Below are 14671 nucleotides of genomic sequence, written 5' to 3'. Positions count from 1 at the left end.
TACCGTATTGAAATATATATCCTTTCTATTTTTTGTCATTGTTTCCATTGCAGCTCATGCACAGCAAGCAACCATTCAAGGTATTATTCTCAACGAGCAACAGCAGCCTATTGCAAATGTCAATGTGAGTATTCAAGGCAGCACCGTTGGAACCATTAGTAATATCAATGGATATTACGAACTTAAGGTCGATCCTAACACAAGTTTAGATTTACGCTTTTCTAGTGTTTCCTATAGTTCGGTTATTGTAAATGATTTGATTCTTAAGGCTGGCGAAATCCTAGAATTAAATCCTGTGATGAAAGTTGACGTCCAGCAGATAGCAACCGTGATCGTCAGCGCTACTACTGACCGTCAATTTAGCGGTATTACTACTATCGATCCACAAATCATTAGGAGAATTCCAGGTGCACAACCTGGCGTTGAAAACATCCTTTTATCATTACCAGGAGTTAATAATAACAACGAGTTAAGTACACAATATGCCGTGCGCGGTGGTAATTATGACGAGAACCTCATCTACATTAATGAGATTGAGGTATATAGACCTTTCTTAATACGCAGCGGTCAGCAGGAAGGCTTGAGTGTGGTTAATACAGATTTGGTGCGCAGCGTAGATTTTTCTGCAGGTGGTTTTCAGGCCAAGTATGGTGATAAACTCAGCTCGGTTTTGGATCTGGAATACCGCAGACCTACTGATTTTTCGGCTGGTATAGATGCAAGTTTGTTGGGTGCAAATGCGTTTGTTGAGGGTACCGCTTTCGCGAAAGCGTTAACAGCAACAGCAGGAATACGTTATAGAGACAACAGTCTTTTCATCAACTCTAGGGAAACGGTGTCCAATGCCGTCCCGAGATTTTTTGATGCTCAGACCTACATCACTTATCGAGTAAATCCAAAGTTTGAGTTAGGCTTTTTGGGAAACATTGCGGTGAACAGCTATGATTTTGAGCCGCGAGATAGACAAACCAATTTTGGAACCATTCAAGAACCTATTGCAGTAGTCATTGATTATCAGGGCCAAGAAGAGGATCAGTATGAAACTTATTTTGGTGCGTTGAAGGCAAGTTATGATGTCAATGATCAGCTCAATTTACGTTTGATTTCAAGTGTATATCACACTCAAGAGCAAGAGCACTTTGACATTCTTGCCCAATATGGATTAGGTAGTCCCAATACAGATATAGGAAGCAGGGATTTTGGCCAGGTTGATTTTGTTACCGGTATAGGTTCAGAATTGGAGCACGGCCGTAACGATCTAGATGCACTCATCGCAACCCTAGAACATCGCGGGACTTTTGTATTCAAGAAAGAAGGAAATTCTAATGATCAGCTGGATTGGGGAATTAAGGCCAATATTGAAGATATAAGAGATCGAGTTAGAGAATATACCGTCGTAGACAGCGCTGGCTTTAATGTTAGACCACCTGGCGGCAACCTTAGAAATGATGAACCCTACACGCCATTTACGGCGCCATTGGTTCCATTCACTTCTATAAATGCAGATAACGAAGTTCAAATTTCGCGAGTTCAAGGTTTTGCACAATACAGCAGTCGTGGTTACTTGGGAAATAGTGAGATCTTTTGGAATCTAGGTGCGCGTTTTCATAACTGGACTGTGAGCGGTGATGCTTTTGAAGATTCTAATCAGACCGTTTTCTCACCGCGTGGTCAGTTTGCTATTAAACCGTACTGGCAAAATACTGACATGCTTTTCAGGATTTCCACTGGAGTGTATCATCAACCACCTTTTTATAGGGAATTGCGTGATGAAAATGGATCTGTGGTCCCTGATGTCAAAGCCCAACAATCCGTTCATTTTGTGGTTGGAAATGACTGGAGTTTTAATTGGAACGATAGACCTTTCAAATTGACTAGCGAAGCTTATTACAAAAACTTAAGTGATGTCAATACCTATACATTAGAAAATGTCAGAATTAGATATCGAGCAAATAACGAGGCAAAAGCATACGCCTACGGACTAGACTTGAGACTTAATGGAGAGTTCATCAAAGGGACCGAAAGCTGGATCAGTGCTGGTTATCTTAAAACCGAAGAAAACCTAAACGACCGCGGATTCATCTCCAGACCTACAGACCAACGCTTAAAATTTGCAATGTTGTTTCAAGATTACGTTCCCAACTTACCTCAGTTGCGCATGTACTTGAATTTGGTATACAATACTGGATTACCTGGTGGCTCCCCTAATTATGCAGATCCTTACGATTTTCAATTTAGATTGAGAGATTATAGACGTGCAGATTTAGGAATCAATTACGTTTTCAAAGACGAGAAAAACGACAGCAGAACCTTTGCCAACTTTGATGAGTTCTATATAGGTGCAGAGATCTATAACATCTTTGATAATCAGAATAGCATCACAAACATTTGGGTAAGAGACATTGCTAGTAGCAGACAAATTGCCATCCCGAATTTCTTAACTCCAAGAGTTTTGAATTTTAGGGTTGTAGCAAGGTTTTAATTCTTGATGCTCTCCAGATATTCCTTCAATACATCTACCACATAATCCAATTCCTCTTTGGTGTTATAAATTGAGAAGCTGAATCTTAGACTCGGCTTATTGAGATCCTCGTCATTAAGAATTTGAGATAAGACGTGAGAACCTTTTTGACTACCGCTCTGGCAAGCGCTACCTTTTGAACAAGCAATACCTTTAAGATCCATAGTAAAGAGTAACATAGCGGCTTTTTCTGCTGGACACGGCAAACACACATTTAATAAAGTGTAGGTTGAGTTATCACTATCGCCACATTTACCGTTGAACTTGACGCCGTCGACTTTCGCCTCGAGCGAACTTTTAAAATATTCTTTGAGTTCCTTAATGTAAGCACGATCCTTTTCTAGATGCTCATACGCCATTTGCATGGCTAGATCCATGCCTACGATATTATGAACACTTTCAGTTCCAGCTCTTATACCACGTTCTTGAGAACCACCTAGAATCAATGGTTTGAGTCCGGTTCCCTTTCTTATAAATGCAAATCCAACTCCTTTGGGACCATGAAATTTGTGTGCACTTACTGCTGTAAAATCAACTGGTGTAGCGGTCAAGTCCATTTCGTAATGCCCAATGGATTGAACACAATCACTATGAAACAAAGCATTATTCTCACGGCATAACTTACCTACTCTATCAATATCTAGCCTATTGCCTATCTCGTTATTGATGTGCATTAAGGATACGAGTGTTTTTTTATCTGATTCTTTGAGCAACTTTTCAAGATGAAAATAGTCAGGCGTACCGCATTCTTTTAGGTTTACATGTACTACCTCAGTGCCGTACTTTTCCTTGCAATAATCTACAATATAAACCACCGCATGGTGTTCTATTCCTGTGGTGATGATGCGCTGGATACCTAGATCTCGAACACAACTATGAATGGCCAGATTATCAGCTTCAGTACCGCCAGAGGTGAAAATAATTTCGGCTGCAGTAACGTTTAATTGTTTTGCAATGTTCTTACGAGCTGTTTCAATCAACGATTTTGCACTACGTCCATAGCTATGAGTTGAACTGGGATTGCCATGCACCGTTGAGAGTACCTCAACCATACGAGACACCACTTCTGGTCGCAATTGCGTCGTGGCTGCATTATCTAGATATACTTGCTTCATCTGGCAAAAATAAAATTTTAGGAAACAATAAACCGCATGATCATATTATAATGATATGCTACCTTTGAAATATGAAGAAAATATTTGGCCTCTTTTTTTGTATAACGCTCTTTGCTTGTGATGACGGTGACATTATTGTGGAAGATCTTTCTTTTCAAGATATTGATGTTGAAGCATGTTTACCTGATGATACCTCTGAATCAGGAACTTATTTATTCTACAAGTCTGATGATTCAACCTTTGAAAGCTTAAGCATTGAATTAACATCTACCACAAATTTCTTTGATACAGATGGATCCAACCCAAGTTTTACTATAGGTTCCAACAACAGTGTAGAATATAGAAAATATGATGGAGCGACAGGAGATGATTATTTCTGCAGTCTGCTGCCACCAACTAGTCCTAATGTCATCGATGCGCTAATTTCTAGTTCAGGGCAAGTAAACTTAACTGTATCGAATCAAGTACTAACCTCTACTGCCGCACTCAATAATGAAGAGGAAGAAGGTCTTGACAGTGATGACGATGGCATTCCTAATTATCTTGAACCGTCTGGTCAAGACACTGATGGCGATGGCCTACCAGACAAAATAGATGCAGATGATGATGGTGATAACGTTCCAACAAGTGAGGAAGGTGTTACTATCGATGATGATGGTACAATCTCTCCACTTTCTAGAGATAGTGATGAGGATGGCATTCCTGATTATTTAGATAATGATGATGATAATGATGGGATATTGACGATACAGGAAGATGCTGATAGCGATCTAGATCCTACAAACGACATTGCTAATGAAACTATTAATCCCTTACCAGATTATCGTAACGATTTGGTGTCAAATGCTGTTTCACCTGCCATTGATAATTTTATAGAGCACAGTTATAGACGCATAGCTGTTATTGAGATCTCTATCCCGGTACTTACATTAGTAAGAGGTGAAGAAACGGTTGTGTTTGAGAATTTCGAACAGATTGAAAATTTCGGAACGTACGTACGGCCTGCTTACCAGGTTACTTTGACACCTGTTTTTGCGGAGCCACAGTAGATTCTAATTTTTTGGGTTCTGAAACAGATATACCTCTGTAGCTCCTTTTCCATATTTCTGGAAATCGGCATCATAGTGTTTGAGGTAGTCATAGCGCGCAAATAAATAATCCAGCTCCTGCTTAAGAACTCCAGCGCCTACTCCATGAATAAATACCAGTTTGGGAATATTATTGCGATGTGCCCATTCAATTTTATTGCGTGCCGTGTCGATTTGTAGGTTGATCATATCATAATTATCCATACCGCGCTCACTATCGGTCAAATGATGGATGTGAAGATCCACTTCCATAGCAGGAATGAACGCTGCCTTTTTGCGTGATTGAATGCGTCGTTTCGGCTTTTTAGCAGATGGCTCAGTTTTTTCCACATGACTCACCTTGAATCGCTGATCCAGAATTAATTCATTTTCATGAAAGATCAGGTCGATGTCATCTTCTGTCGTGATTGTTATTTGTTCCGCTTTCGCGAAAGCGACCACACCACTCATATCGTCGTCCAGGACCAGTACTTTATCTCCTTTTGTAAACTTACTACTCATCAAGGTGGTCGTTTTTATGTTTTGCCCAATGTTTACTAGCGCGGTAAGCACCTATCATCAATATAAATAATCCGACGATCTGCAAATAGACGCTAACGCCTGTAACTGTAAGGGAATAAGCAAGTAAGATGACGCCGATTATGATTAAAATACCGTTAAATAGCTGTTTTTTGTTATCGTTCATCGAATATTTATGTATTTTGCCGATAGTTAGTATGCCAAGAATATTTAGATTTCAAAATAGCGAAATTACTATTTTAAAGAGTATATTTTTGTCTTGGTAAAAGTTATACAATATGAAAAACTTTACATTATTTATCGCAACTCTTTTTGTTGCTGGTAGTTCGATAGCTCAGGTTCAGGTTAACAATGATGCATTTATCTATTCCAAAGGGACTGATATTTTTATAACTAAAGGTCTGGTCTTGAGAGATGCACCCAGTGCTCCAGGAGCCAGTGATGGATCTGCATTTTATTTGAGAGAAGGTGCAATACAAACAGGTGTAAATGCAGGTAAGGGAAATGGGAATATAGCCCATCTTATTCAAGGAGACCCTGCCCTAATTGATATATCTGACCCTATAGGAAATAATGGTGGTAATGGAACGCTATCTGTTTTTCAAGAAGGTGTTGCAAATAATTTTACTTATAATTATTGGTCGTCCCCAGTAAGTGAATCTGGAGCCGGATCCAATGCTGGTTTTAAAAATACTCAAATGTATTTTCCTTTACTTATGGAAAATTTTCCATTTGAAACAGATTTTGTGATAGATGCTGAACCTGCATTTATATTTGACACCTCAGTTAGAGATGGACGAACAGATAATCAAGAATATACAAATAATACCACTCAAACAGGGCCTACGATAGTAAATCAACCACTAAGAATTGCTTCTCGATGGTTATATAGTTATAATAGCGTTGGAGATGGTGCTGGGAATGGCGGTACTCAAGGATATTTCGGATGGCAAAGTTTTGCGCCTTCTGCCGCAACTGTGCTTCCTGGGTATGGTTTTACTATGAAAGGGGTCATTTTAGATTCTGGGGTTAATCTTGAAACTTCTTCTCTTGGACAAGGACAGAGATATGACTTTAGAGGAATTCCAAATAATGGAGATATTGAAGTGGGAGTGGCACAAGGTGACTTCTCATTAATTGGTAACCCATACCCTTCGGCATTGGATTTGAAAGACTTTTTATTTGACAATCCAGAAATTACGCCTGAAATCTATTTTTGGGATTCGCAGTCCACAACACATCTTTTGATAGAATATGAAGGTGGCTACGGCGTTTATACTCCAGGTGCAATGGGAATTGAGGGAGATGACGGTGAGTTTGTACCTGCTACCTTTATTAAGTATGATGAAAATGGTGTACCAATTAGTGGATCTGAAGATGATGTCACGGGCGGGCCATCTTTTCCTGTTGGAGCTGGAACGACTAGAAGGTACGCTCCAGTAGGTCAGGGATTCATGATCGTACGAGACAATGATGTTACAGGTAATCCTTTCGCTGTAGGATCCAAAGGAACGGCGACTTTTAGTAATTCACAAAGGGATCTTGTTAAAGAGAATAATAGCAATTCATTTTTTAAGGCTGCGCCAGGATCTGGAAGTGATCAATCAACAAATGCCAATACCACATTTGTTAGGCCAAAAATTATCATTAATACGTTCATAAATAAAAGCTATAACAGGCAAATGATACTCTCCTTTGGTGAAGGAGCTACCTTAGGTTATGATTGGGGTCTTGAAGGAAGTAATAACGCAAATCGGGTAAATACCGACATCTATATGCCACTCGAGAACAATGAATACGTAATTCAATCGGTACCTTTTTCTAAAAATGAAACAGCAGTACCTGTCGCTTTTAAAACAGCCAATAATTCAGCGACCTTTCAAATTCGCGTTGCTACTGCTATAAATTTTGATACTGAAAAAGTTCTTATTCACGACAAACAAACCAACACATACCACGATATTCTAAACGATTCCTATACAATAACTACTGAAAAAGGATTAGTGGATGATCGCTATGAAATTGTCTTTGAAGAAAAGTCTACTTTGAGTAATGGAGATGAAATACTTACTAGCAATGCATTTAATATTTTCCAGAATAATGAGCGTAGCTTATTGACAATCCTTAATCCTGCAAGCAAAGAGGTTTCTAACATTAGCGTTTTTGATCTTGCTGGAAGATTGGTGGCTCAACAATCACCTAAGGAAGCAAATCAAGAATTTACTTTTAATACAACATCATACTCTACTGGAATCTACATAGTGAAGGTTGCTACTAGAAATGATGAAGAGATGGCTCAAAAAGTAATTATTTCTAATTAATGAGTTTATGATTACAATTGTGGACGACAGCTGGATGCTGCCCTGTTTCACTAAACAAATGATAGGAATGGACTGTCCTGGATGTGGTATCCAGCGGTCCATTTCTCTTTTTTTACATGGCGATATCAAAGAATCCTTTTTAATGTACCCAGCATTATTACCCATCATTTTTCTTTTAGGTTTCTTAATTTTTGATATGTTTGTCAATGTAAAATATGGTGAGAAGATCAAATTATGGGCAACCATCATTGCCATAGGAACGATCATCACCAGTTACATCATCAAAATTTCATTTATCTAAAAAACCAACCATCATGCAAAAACTCAATACCACGGCAGTCTATATCCTATCAATTGTAGGATTTTTATGTTGCTGCGTTTACGGACTTGGAACTGTAGCCGCTATTATAGCGTTAGTAATCGCTTCCAAAGAATTGAAAAAATACAACGAGAATCCAGAGGCTTACTCTAATGGTAAGGCCATGAAAACGGCAAAAACCGTTGCTATTATTTCCTTGATTCTTTCTCTAATTGGTCTCGGATTATTAGTAGCCTTCTATTTCAATCAATGTGCTTTTTACCAAGGCTATATAGATGCTTTTGCAGATAATCCTAATGTAACAGAAGAACAACTTGCACCGCTTTACGAAGCCATGGAAGAAGCTGGTTGTATGTAATCGTACAATATCATTATAACCAAAAAAGGGGAAAACTAACGTTTTCCCCTTTTTTATTTTTTAGATCGTAACTCGACCAAAGCTTACTAATTATTCAAACTCCTTAAGAGTTTGAATAATGATTTCAATACATTCATCGAGCTGCTCTTTAGTCATAACGAGCGGTGGCGCAAACCTGATGATATTCCCGTGGGTTGGTTTTGCGAGCAATCCATTGTCACGTAATTTTAAACAGATATTCCAAGCGGTGTCGCTGTCTTCTGAATCGTTGATAACAATGGCGTTTAATAAACCTCTACCTCTAACGAGTTTTACGGTGTCAGTGGTTTCTATATACTCATTGATCTTTTCTCTAAAGTAATTACCTAAAGCCCTGGCGTTTTGAGCAAGTGATTCATCCTTTACCACTTCAAGTGCAGCAATTGCCACCACAGCAGCTACAGGATTACCTCCAAAAGTGCTTCCATGTTGACCAGGTTTGATGACATTCATAATATGATCATCAGCTAAAACGGCGCTTACTGGGAAGGCGCCACCAGAAAGTGCTTTTCCTAAAATCAAAATATCTGGACGTGAATACGTTTCCTGTCGCTCACAAGAACCTTGACAATTACATTTTCCACAAACAGCTAATAGCGCTCCAGTTCTGGCAATTCCAGTTTGAATCTCATCTGCTATAAAAAGTGCATTGTGTTTTTCACATAATTCTTTACAGCGGCGCATATAATCATCTGCTGGTGTATAGACTCCAGCTTCACCTTGGATAGGTTCTATTAAAAAACCTGCTACATTATCCTGTTGCAATGCTTTTTCTAAAGCCTCTACTTCATCGTATGGAATCTTTATAAATCCTGGTGTGTAGGGTCCAAAGTTCTTTCTGGCGTTCTCATCATTGGAAAACGAAATAATCGTGGTGGTACGGCCATGAAAATTATTCTCACAAACAATAATCTGCGCATCCTTTTCTTCAACTCCCTTTTTCTCATAAGCCCATTTACGTGCAATTTTAATCGCAGTTTCTACAGCTTCCGCACCAGTATTCATGGGAAGGACTTTATCAAAATTGAAATAGTCAGTAATGTAGCTATTGAACTTTCCTAGCTTATTATTGTGAAAAGCTCTGGAGGTAAGTGTCAACGTTCTTGCCTGCTCTGACATGGCATCAATAATGGCAGGATGACAGTGGCCTTGATTCACAGCGCTATAAGCACTCAAAAAGTCAAAATACTTCTTCCCTTCTACATCCCAAACATAAACTCCTTCACCACGTTCCAGTACAACTGGTAAAGGGTGATAGTTGTGAGCCCCATGCTTCTCTTCTATTTCTATTAATTCCTTTGATTTTGACGCTGTAATATTCATTGGCTTATTTTAATTTCTAAGCTGCAAATTACAAAAAAGCCCACGGGCAATCCGTTTAGGTGACGTTAATTCGGCTTGATTGTGGCACATTCAAATTATGAGTGAGACACACTTCTAGTCGTGGCATTTGCCTTAATTTTGAACCCATGTCAAAAAGAAGAAGAAGAGCGCAAAAAACTTTTGAAAATGTACCTGTAGTTGATGCAGGCGCTAGAGGAAAAAGCGTTGCCAAAACAGCTGAAGGCGAGGTGATTTTCCTAACTGACGCCATACCTGGCGATGTAGTCGACATCACAACTTTTAAAAAGAGGAAATCTTTTTATGAAGGAAAGGTTACCCATTTTCATGAACGATCTAGCCGTCGCACGCAACCATTATGTAAACATTTTGATACCTGTGGTGGTTGCAAATGGCAGGAAATGGCTTATGAAAGCCAACTCTATTTCAAACAAAAAGAAGTTGTCGAGAACCTGACACGCATAGGTCATCTGGATCTACCAGAGGTGGAACCTATCCTGGCCAGTGAGCAGCAATATTATTACCGCAACAAAATGGAATTCAGCTTCTCAGCAAATCGCTGGTTGACGCTGGAAGAGATTCAGTCAGATGTTCAGTTGGCAGATGATGATAAAAAAGCGCTGGGCTTTCACATTCCGGGTATGTGGGACAAGATCTTGCACCTGGATGAATGCCACTTGCACCCAGCTATTGGTGAGCAGATTAGGTTGAGTGTCCACGCTTTCGCGAAAGCGGAAAACATCTCCTACTACGCTCCACGAGAAAAATCGGGAACCTTGCGCACCTTGATGTTGAGAATGTCCAGTACTGGCGACGTGATGGTCGTGATCCAATTTTTTCAGGAACAGGAAGACCAAAGAATCGCGCTTTTGGAGCATTTGAAAAGCTCATTCCCAGCCATCAAATCATTGCAATACATCATTAATGAGAAGGCAAACGACACCATCTATGATCAGGATGTGATATTATATCATGGTGACGATTTTATAATGGAAGAAATGGAAGGATTGCAGTTCAAGATCAGTGCAAAATCTTTCTACCAGACCAACTCTGCACAAGCCTACGAATTATATAAAGTAACCCGTGAATTTGCTGGATTGGACGGTTCACAGACGGTCTATGACTTGTATACGGGAACAGGAACCATTGCCCAATTTGTTGCTGGAAAAGCTGCCAAGGTAATAGGAATCGAGTCTGTACAGCAAGCCATTGAGGACGCCCAAGCAAATGCAGAATTAAACAATGTGACAAATGCAGAATTCTACGTGGGCGACATGAAAGATGTATTTACATCAGATTTCATCGACACTCACGGCACACCAGATGTGGTCATTACAGATCCACCACGTGATGGTATGCACAAAGATGTTGTGGCCCAATTGCTTAATCTTGAAGCTCCCAGAATTGTATATGTAAGTTGTAATAGTGCAACACAGGCGCGTGATCTTGCGTTATTAAATACTAAATATGATATTGTTAGAGTGCGTCCAGTCGATATGTTCCCTCAAACGCATCATGTTGAAAATGTCGTTTTATTAGAATTGAAGTCATGAGAATGAAGAAAGTAATTTTATTGTTTTTGGCAGTCGCCGTAATGTTTGGTTGCAAGGAAAAAACAATGGAACAAGTTGGTAGTACCACAGGAATTGTCAAAATATCTGGTATCGTTGAGCCTGCAGACTCGCTGGACATTTCCCAAATCCAGGTCTATGCTTATGATTACTTAAAGAGTGATTATGATGAATATAATGCAGATCTTAATGCAGATGGCTCTTTCCAGTTGGAGATGGAACTGAGTGACCCTAGAGAAGTGACCGTATTTGCCTCCAGGCCTTTTAGCGTGCTTGCCGCGCCAGGTGATAGCATTTATGTGGCGATTTCAAAAGCTGCAGACTCTACCCAGTTGATCGAGCCCTATTTTACGGGAGATCGAGCAGCAACTAACAATGAATTGCAGCGTTATCTGCGTGGATTTCCAGTAGATGTGCAGGCGCAGTATAACAATGAGGCTGACCAGGCTGTTGAAGAGTTTACCGCTTTCGCGAAAGCGGAACAACAATCAATCATAGACTACAACAAAACTTTTTTGTCGTCTATCGAGGATCCAATATTGCAAGATTACATCAATGCACGAGAGAAATTTTTCTTCCCAAATTCAAAGATCGACTATGCAATGTATAGAGATTATTATGGACTGGAAACTCCTGCCGCAGATGGTGAATACTTCAATTTTATTGATGAAATTCCAGAAATCGAAAAGTCTGATCTGGTAAACACGACGCTGATACAGCGTTTAGTCTACACCCTGAAACATCATTACCAAAGTAAGGCGAGATTGTTAGTCGATGATGGCGATAGTATTGATAAGAAAGCACTCGAACTGGCAGCTGCAAGATCTGACGGTTCCCTACTTCACGATCTGGTGACTCATGAATTTTACCTTAACCAGTTACAGGATCATAATGTTGAGATATATGAATCAACAAACGAGCAGTTCTTGTCAAAGATTGAAGATGAAGAAATAAAAAATAGCATTACCTCCAGATACGAGGCCGAGAAAAAATTATTGGAAAGTCCAGAGCTACCTGAAGAGGCAGAGTTACTGGAATTTGAATCTGCTAACGCAGCGACATATCTTGACGAGATTGTAGATAATGCGAACGGTAAGGTCGTTTATATTGACAACTGGGCCACCTGGTGCGGGCCTTGCAAGTCAGAATTTAAAGAGGCCTCGCCCAAACTTCATGACAAATTTAACGATGACGTAGAGTTTGTTTACTTGTGTCATAATAGCGAGCGACGTGCCTATCTTCCTTCTATTGCAGAATTTAAAATCAAAGGGAAACATTACTTCCTATCTGATGAGGAATCAAAAATAATTAGCCAGCAGATTGAATTGGAAGGCTTTCCAACCTATACAGTGATCAATAAATCTGGTGAGATCGTTCTATCTGATTATATTCACAGACCTAGTTACCCAGCAACAACAGAATTGCTGACAAAGCTTATCAATGAATAGAAATCAAATCATAGCTATTTTACTGGTAATCGCATGTTGTTTTTCATCTTGCGAGAAAGACGATTTGTGTATTCCAGAAGAGCTGGACATACCACGACTGGTAATTGTTTTTGTTGATGCGAGAAACTCACTGCTGCGTAAACCGGTAGAAAGTCTCCAAGTGATCAATGAAGAGGCAGGTGTTGCTGTAGCACTTGATGGAACTGGAGCTTTGACTCTTACTCAAGTAGATTCCATCGCTATACCTTTAAGAATTGATCAAAATTTTACTGATTTTGAATTTACAAGAACTCTAAATGGAGCTGTAAATGGCGACCCTATTAGGTTTGAATACGTACAAGAAGAAATTTACTTGAACCGTGCCTGTGGTTATGGCGCAACATTTTTGGATCTAACCGCTATCAGACCTGATGAAGATCCAGCAAATCCATGGATTACCAATGTAACCGTTAGAGATCGAGACGTAACCTCAAAAAATGACATTCATGTTGAAATACGCCACTAGCCTATTCTGCTTACTGTCGTTTTACATGATGAACGCACAGCAAACTGAGCCACAATCTAACCAACGACCTGCAGCAAACGATAGTATCGTTTACAAGGCAGATTATGGTTTGCGTGCAGGAGTAGATATCGCTAGTCTCATAAGAACGGCAATCGACGATGAATACACTGGATTCCAGATCATGGCAGATTATCGCCTTACCAAAGACTGGTACATCGCAGGAGAAATAGGAACCGAAATCCTAGATAGAGAAACAAATCAAATTGACTTTGAAACCAATGGTTCCTTTTTAAAAGCAGGTGCCGACTACAATTTTTATGGGAATTGGCTGGATCTGGATAATATGATTTATGTAGGTTTTAGAGCTGGTGCGGCTAGCTATTCTCAAACTTTGAAGAGGTTTGACTTTTATGAAGATATAGGCGCTTTCCCTACTCAAAGCAGATTTCCTAATGAAGAATTTTCTGGCTTGACATCTTTCTGGGCAGAAGTTCAAGCAGGAGTTAAAGTAGAAGTATTAAACAATCTATATCTGTCTATCAATGTTCAATTGAAACGATTAGTTGCAGAGGATCAGCCGGATAATTTTGATAACCTATACGTCCCTGGATTTGGTAGAACTTATGATACCAGTGAGATAGGCGTTGGTTATTCTTATGGCATTTCTTATCGCATTCCGTTTTATAAAAGGTAAGCTTTAAGGTTAGTTTGCAATTCCGTTTGACACTCGCAGTTCTCAGTACTGAATTCTTAGTTTTCAATCGCAGTTCTCAGTTCAAGGTGAAAACCCGAAGCCGTGGTTTTTTTCTTTGCAGATGATTCGTATTGAAATAGATCTTTTTTAAAGGCATTTGATCCTTGATTGATTTCAAATTTTCATTGATCAGTAATTAATGCTAGCCTTAATATTTATAGAGCATCCTATGAATTATGGTTTGATTATAAATCGAATAGTTTGGAGCTTTTAAACGATTCTTGGAACTTGGAACTTGGTTTATTAATCATCAAAGTCTAAGCTTGACACAAACAAAAATGCCTCTCCATAAAATGAAAAGGCATTTCAAATATCATTGAGTACTTCTCTATTCTTCCTCGTCTTTTTCTGAAAGTCCAGCGAGTAAATCATTTTCTTGGAGAATATTATACCACTGTACTACTTTTTTTATGTCACTGGCATAGACACGATCTTCATCGTATTCTGGTAAAACCTCATTAAAATAGTTGCTTAGTTCATCTTTAGAAGCCTTGTGACTTATAGCGGCACCTTTGTTTTCCTTATCGGCAATCTTATTGAAAACTTCCTTTAGAGGAACTTCAGCTTCATAGGTATAGATAGAGATATCCTTCAATACACTCACGTTATGACTCATCCCTATAATGGAAGTCTTATTGTCAATCAAAGACTCAACTACAAAGCCGCTGCGCGCTTTTGTCTTCAATTTATATAATCCTTGCTTTCCAGTAATGGATAAAATGCTGTCTAAACTCATATTCTTTTTCTTTTAAAGCGGTCGCAAATATATAAA

At 39.2% G+C, this 14671-nt stretch carries 13 protein-coding genes; 9 read left to right on the top strand and 4 right to left on the bottom strand.

Annotated elements, in window-relative coordinates; all coding sequences use genetic code 11:
• Nucleotides 1-7: 7 nt before the first annotated feature.
• Nucleotides 8-2482, top strand: a complete 2475-nt coding sequence (locus BLO34_RS00825) for a carboxypeptidase-like regulatory domain-containing protein (RefSeq protein WP_090751744.1) — start codon at nucleotides 8-10, stop codon at nucleotides 2480-2482.
• On the opposite strand, the gene BLO34_RS00820 is transcribed toward BLO34_RS00825, so the two are convergent.
• Nucleotides 2479-3636, bottom strand: a complete 1158-nt coding sequence (locus tag BLO34_RS00820) for a cysteine desulfurase family protein (RefSeq protein ID WP_090751743.1) — start codon at nucleotides 3634-3636, stop codon at nucleotides 2479-2481. The genes BLO34_RS00825 and BLO34_RS00820 overlap by 4 nt on opposite strands.
• A gap of 71 nt (nucleotides 3637-3707) precedes the next feature.
• Here BLO34_RS00820 and BLO34_RS00815 point away from each other — a divergent pair, with 71 nt between their 5' ends.
• Complete coding sequence (locus BLO34_RS00815) at nucleotides 3708-4685, top strand: hypothetical protein (RefSeq protein WP_090751741.1); 978 nt, start codon at nucleotides 3708-3710, stop codon at nucleotides 4683-4685.
• Nucleotides 4686-4688: 3 nt separating this feature from the next.
• Here BLO34_RS00815 and BLO34_RS00810 read toward each other — a convergent pair whose 3' ends face one another.
• Nucleotides 4689-5225 carry a Smr/MutS family protein gene (locus BLO34_RS00810; protein WP_090751740.1) on the bottom strand — a complete coding sequence of 179 codons (537 nt, stop codon included), beginning with the start codon at nucleotides 5223-5225 and terminating at the stop codon, nucleotides 4689-4691.
• 296 nt (nucleotides 5226-5521) lie between these two features.
• Between BLO34_RS00810 and BLO34_RS00800 the strand changes: the two genes are divergently transcribed.
• Genes BLO34_RS00800 through BLO34_RS00790 form a run of 3 tightly spaced genes read left to right on the top strand, consistent with a single transcriptional unit; the run spans nucleotide 5522 to nucleotide 8241 of the window.
• Nucleotides 5522-7564, top strand: coding sequence for a T9SS type A sorting domain-containing protein (locus tag BLO34_RS00800; protein WP_090751736.1), 2043 nt, complete (start codon nucleotides 5522-5524; stop codon nucleotides 7562-7564).
• A gap of 7 nt (nucleotides 7565-7571) precedes the next feature.
• Entirely contained in the window at nucleotides 7572-7865 is a 294-nt protein-coding gene (locus BLO34_RS00795) for a DUF2752 domain-containing protein (RefSeq protein ID WP_090751734.1), read from the top strand.
• Between the two features lie 13 nt (nucleotides 7866-7878).
• On the top strand, nucleotides 7879-8241 hold the full coding sequence (locus BLO34_RS00790; protein WP_090751732.1) for a CCC motif membrane protein: 363 nt from the start codon (nucleotides 7879-7881) through the stop codon (nucleotides 8239-8241).
• A gap of 90 nt (nucleotides 8242-8331) precedes the next feature.
• Here BLO34_RS00790 and rocD read toward each other — a convergent pair whose 3' ends face one another.
• The gene (gene rocD / locus BLO34_RS00785; protein WP_090751730.1) at nucleotides 8332-9603 is read right to left on the bottom strand and encodes an ornithine--oxo-acid transaminase; all 1272 of its coding nucleotides are present in this window, start codon (nucleotides 9601-9603) and stop codon (nucleotides 8332-8334) included.
• 146 nt (nucleotides 9604-9749) lie between these two features.
• Here rocD and rlmD point away from each other — a divergent pair, with 146 nt between their 5' ends.
• From rlmD to BLO34_RS00765, 4 genes are read left to right on the top strand one after another with little or no spacing between them, the layout of a single operon-like run.
• Nucleotides 9750-11174, top strand: coding sequence for a 23S rRNA (uracil(1939)-C(5))-methyltransferase RlmD (gene rlmD / locus BLO34_RS00780; protein ID WP_090751728.1), 1425 nt, complete (start codon nucleotides 9750-9752; stop codon nucleotides 11172-11174).
• Nucleotides 11175-11176: 2 nt separating this feature from the next.
• A complete protein-coding gene (locus tag BLO34_RS00775; RefSeq protein ID WP_157686585.1) occupies nucleotides 11177-12640 on the top strand; it encodes a TlpA family protein disulfide reductase in 1464 nt (487 codons plus the stop codon).
• Nucleotides 12633-13145 (top strand): DUF6452 family protein, encoded by a 513-nt coding sequence (locus BLO34_RS00770; protein WP_090751725.1) that lies wholly within the window; start codon nucleotides 12633-12635, stop codon nucleotides 13143-13145. Before BLO34_RS00775 ends, BLO34_RS00770 begins: the two co-directional genes overlap by 8 nt.
• Complete coding sequence (locus tag BLO34_RS00765) at nucleotides 13126-13839, top strand: DUF6048 family protein (RefSeq protein ID WP_090751723.1); 714 nt, start codon at nucleotides 13126-13128, stop codon at nucleotides 13837-13839. Before BLO34_RS00770 ends, BLO34_RS00765 begins: the two co-directional genes overlap by 20 nt.
• Before the next feature lie 388 nt (nucleotides 13840-14227).
• Here BLO34_RS00765 and BLO34_RS00760 read toward each other — a convergent pair whose 3' ends face one another.
• Nucleotides 14228-14635: a DUF5606 domain-containing protein gene (locus BLO34_RS00760; protein WP_090751721.1), complete on the bottom strand. Its 408-nt coding sequence runs from the start codon at nucleotides 14633-14635 to the stop codon at nucleotides 14228-14230.
• Nucleotides 14636-14671: the final 36 nt, after the last annotated feature.

The sequence above is a fragment of the Nonlabens sp. Hel1_33_55 genome (assembly GCF_900101765.1).
Classification (GTDB): domain Bacteria; phylum Bacteroidota; class Bacteroidia; order Flavobacteriales; family Flavobacteriaceae; genus Nonlabens.
The sequence above is the reverse complement of the archived record's forward strand: the minus strand, read 5'-3'. Positions and strand labels throughout refer to the sequence as shown.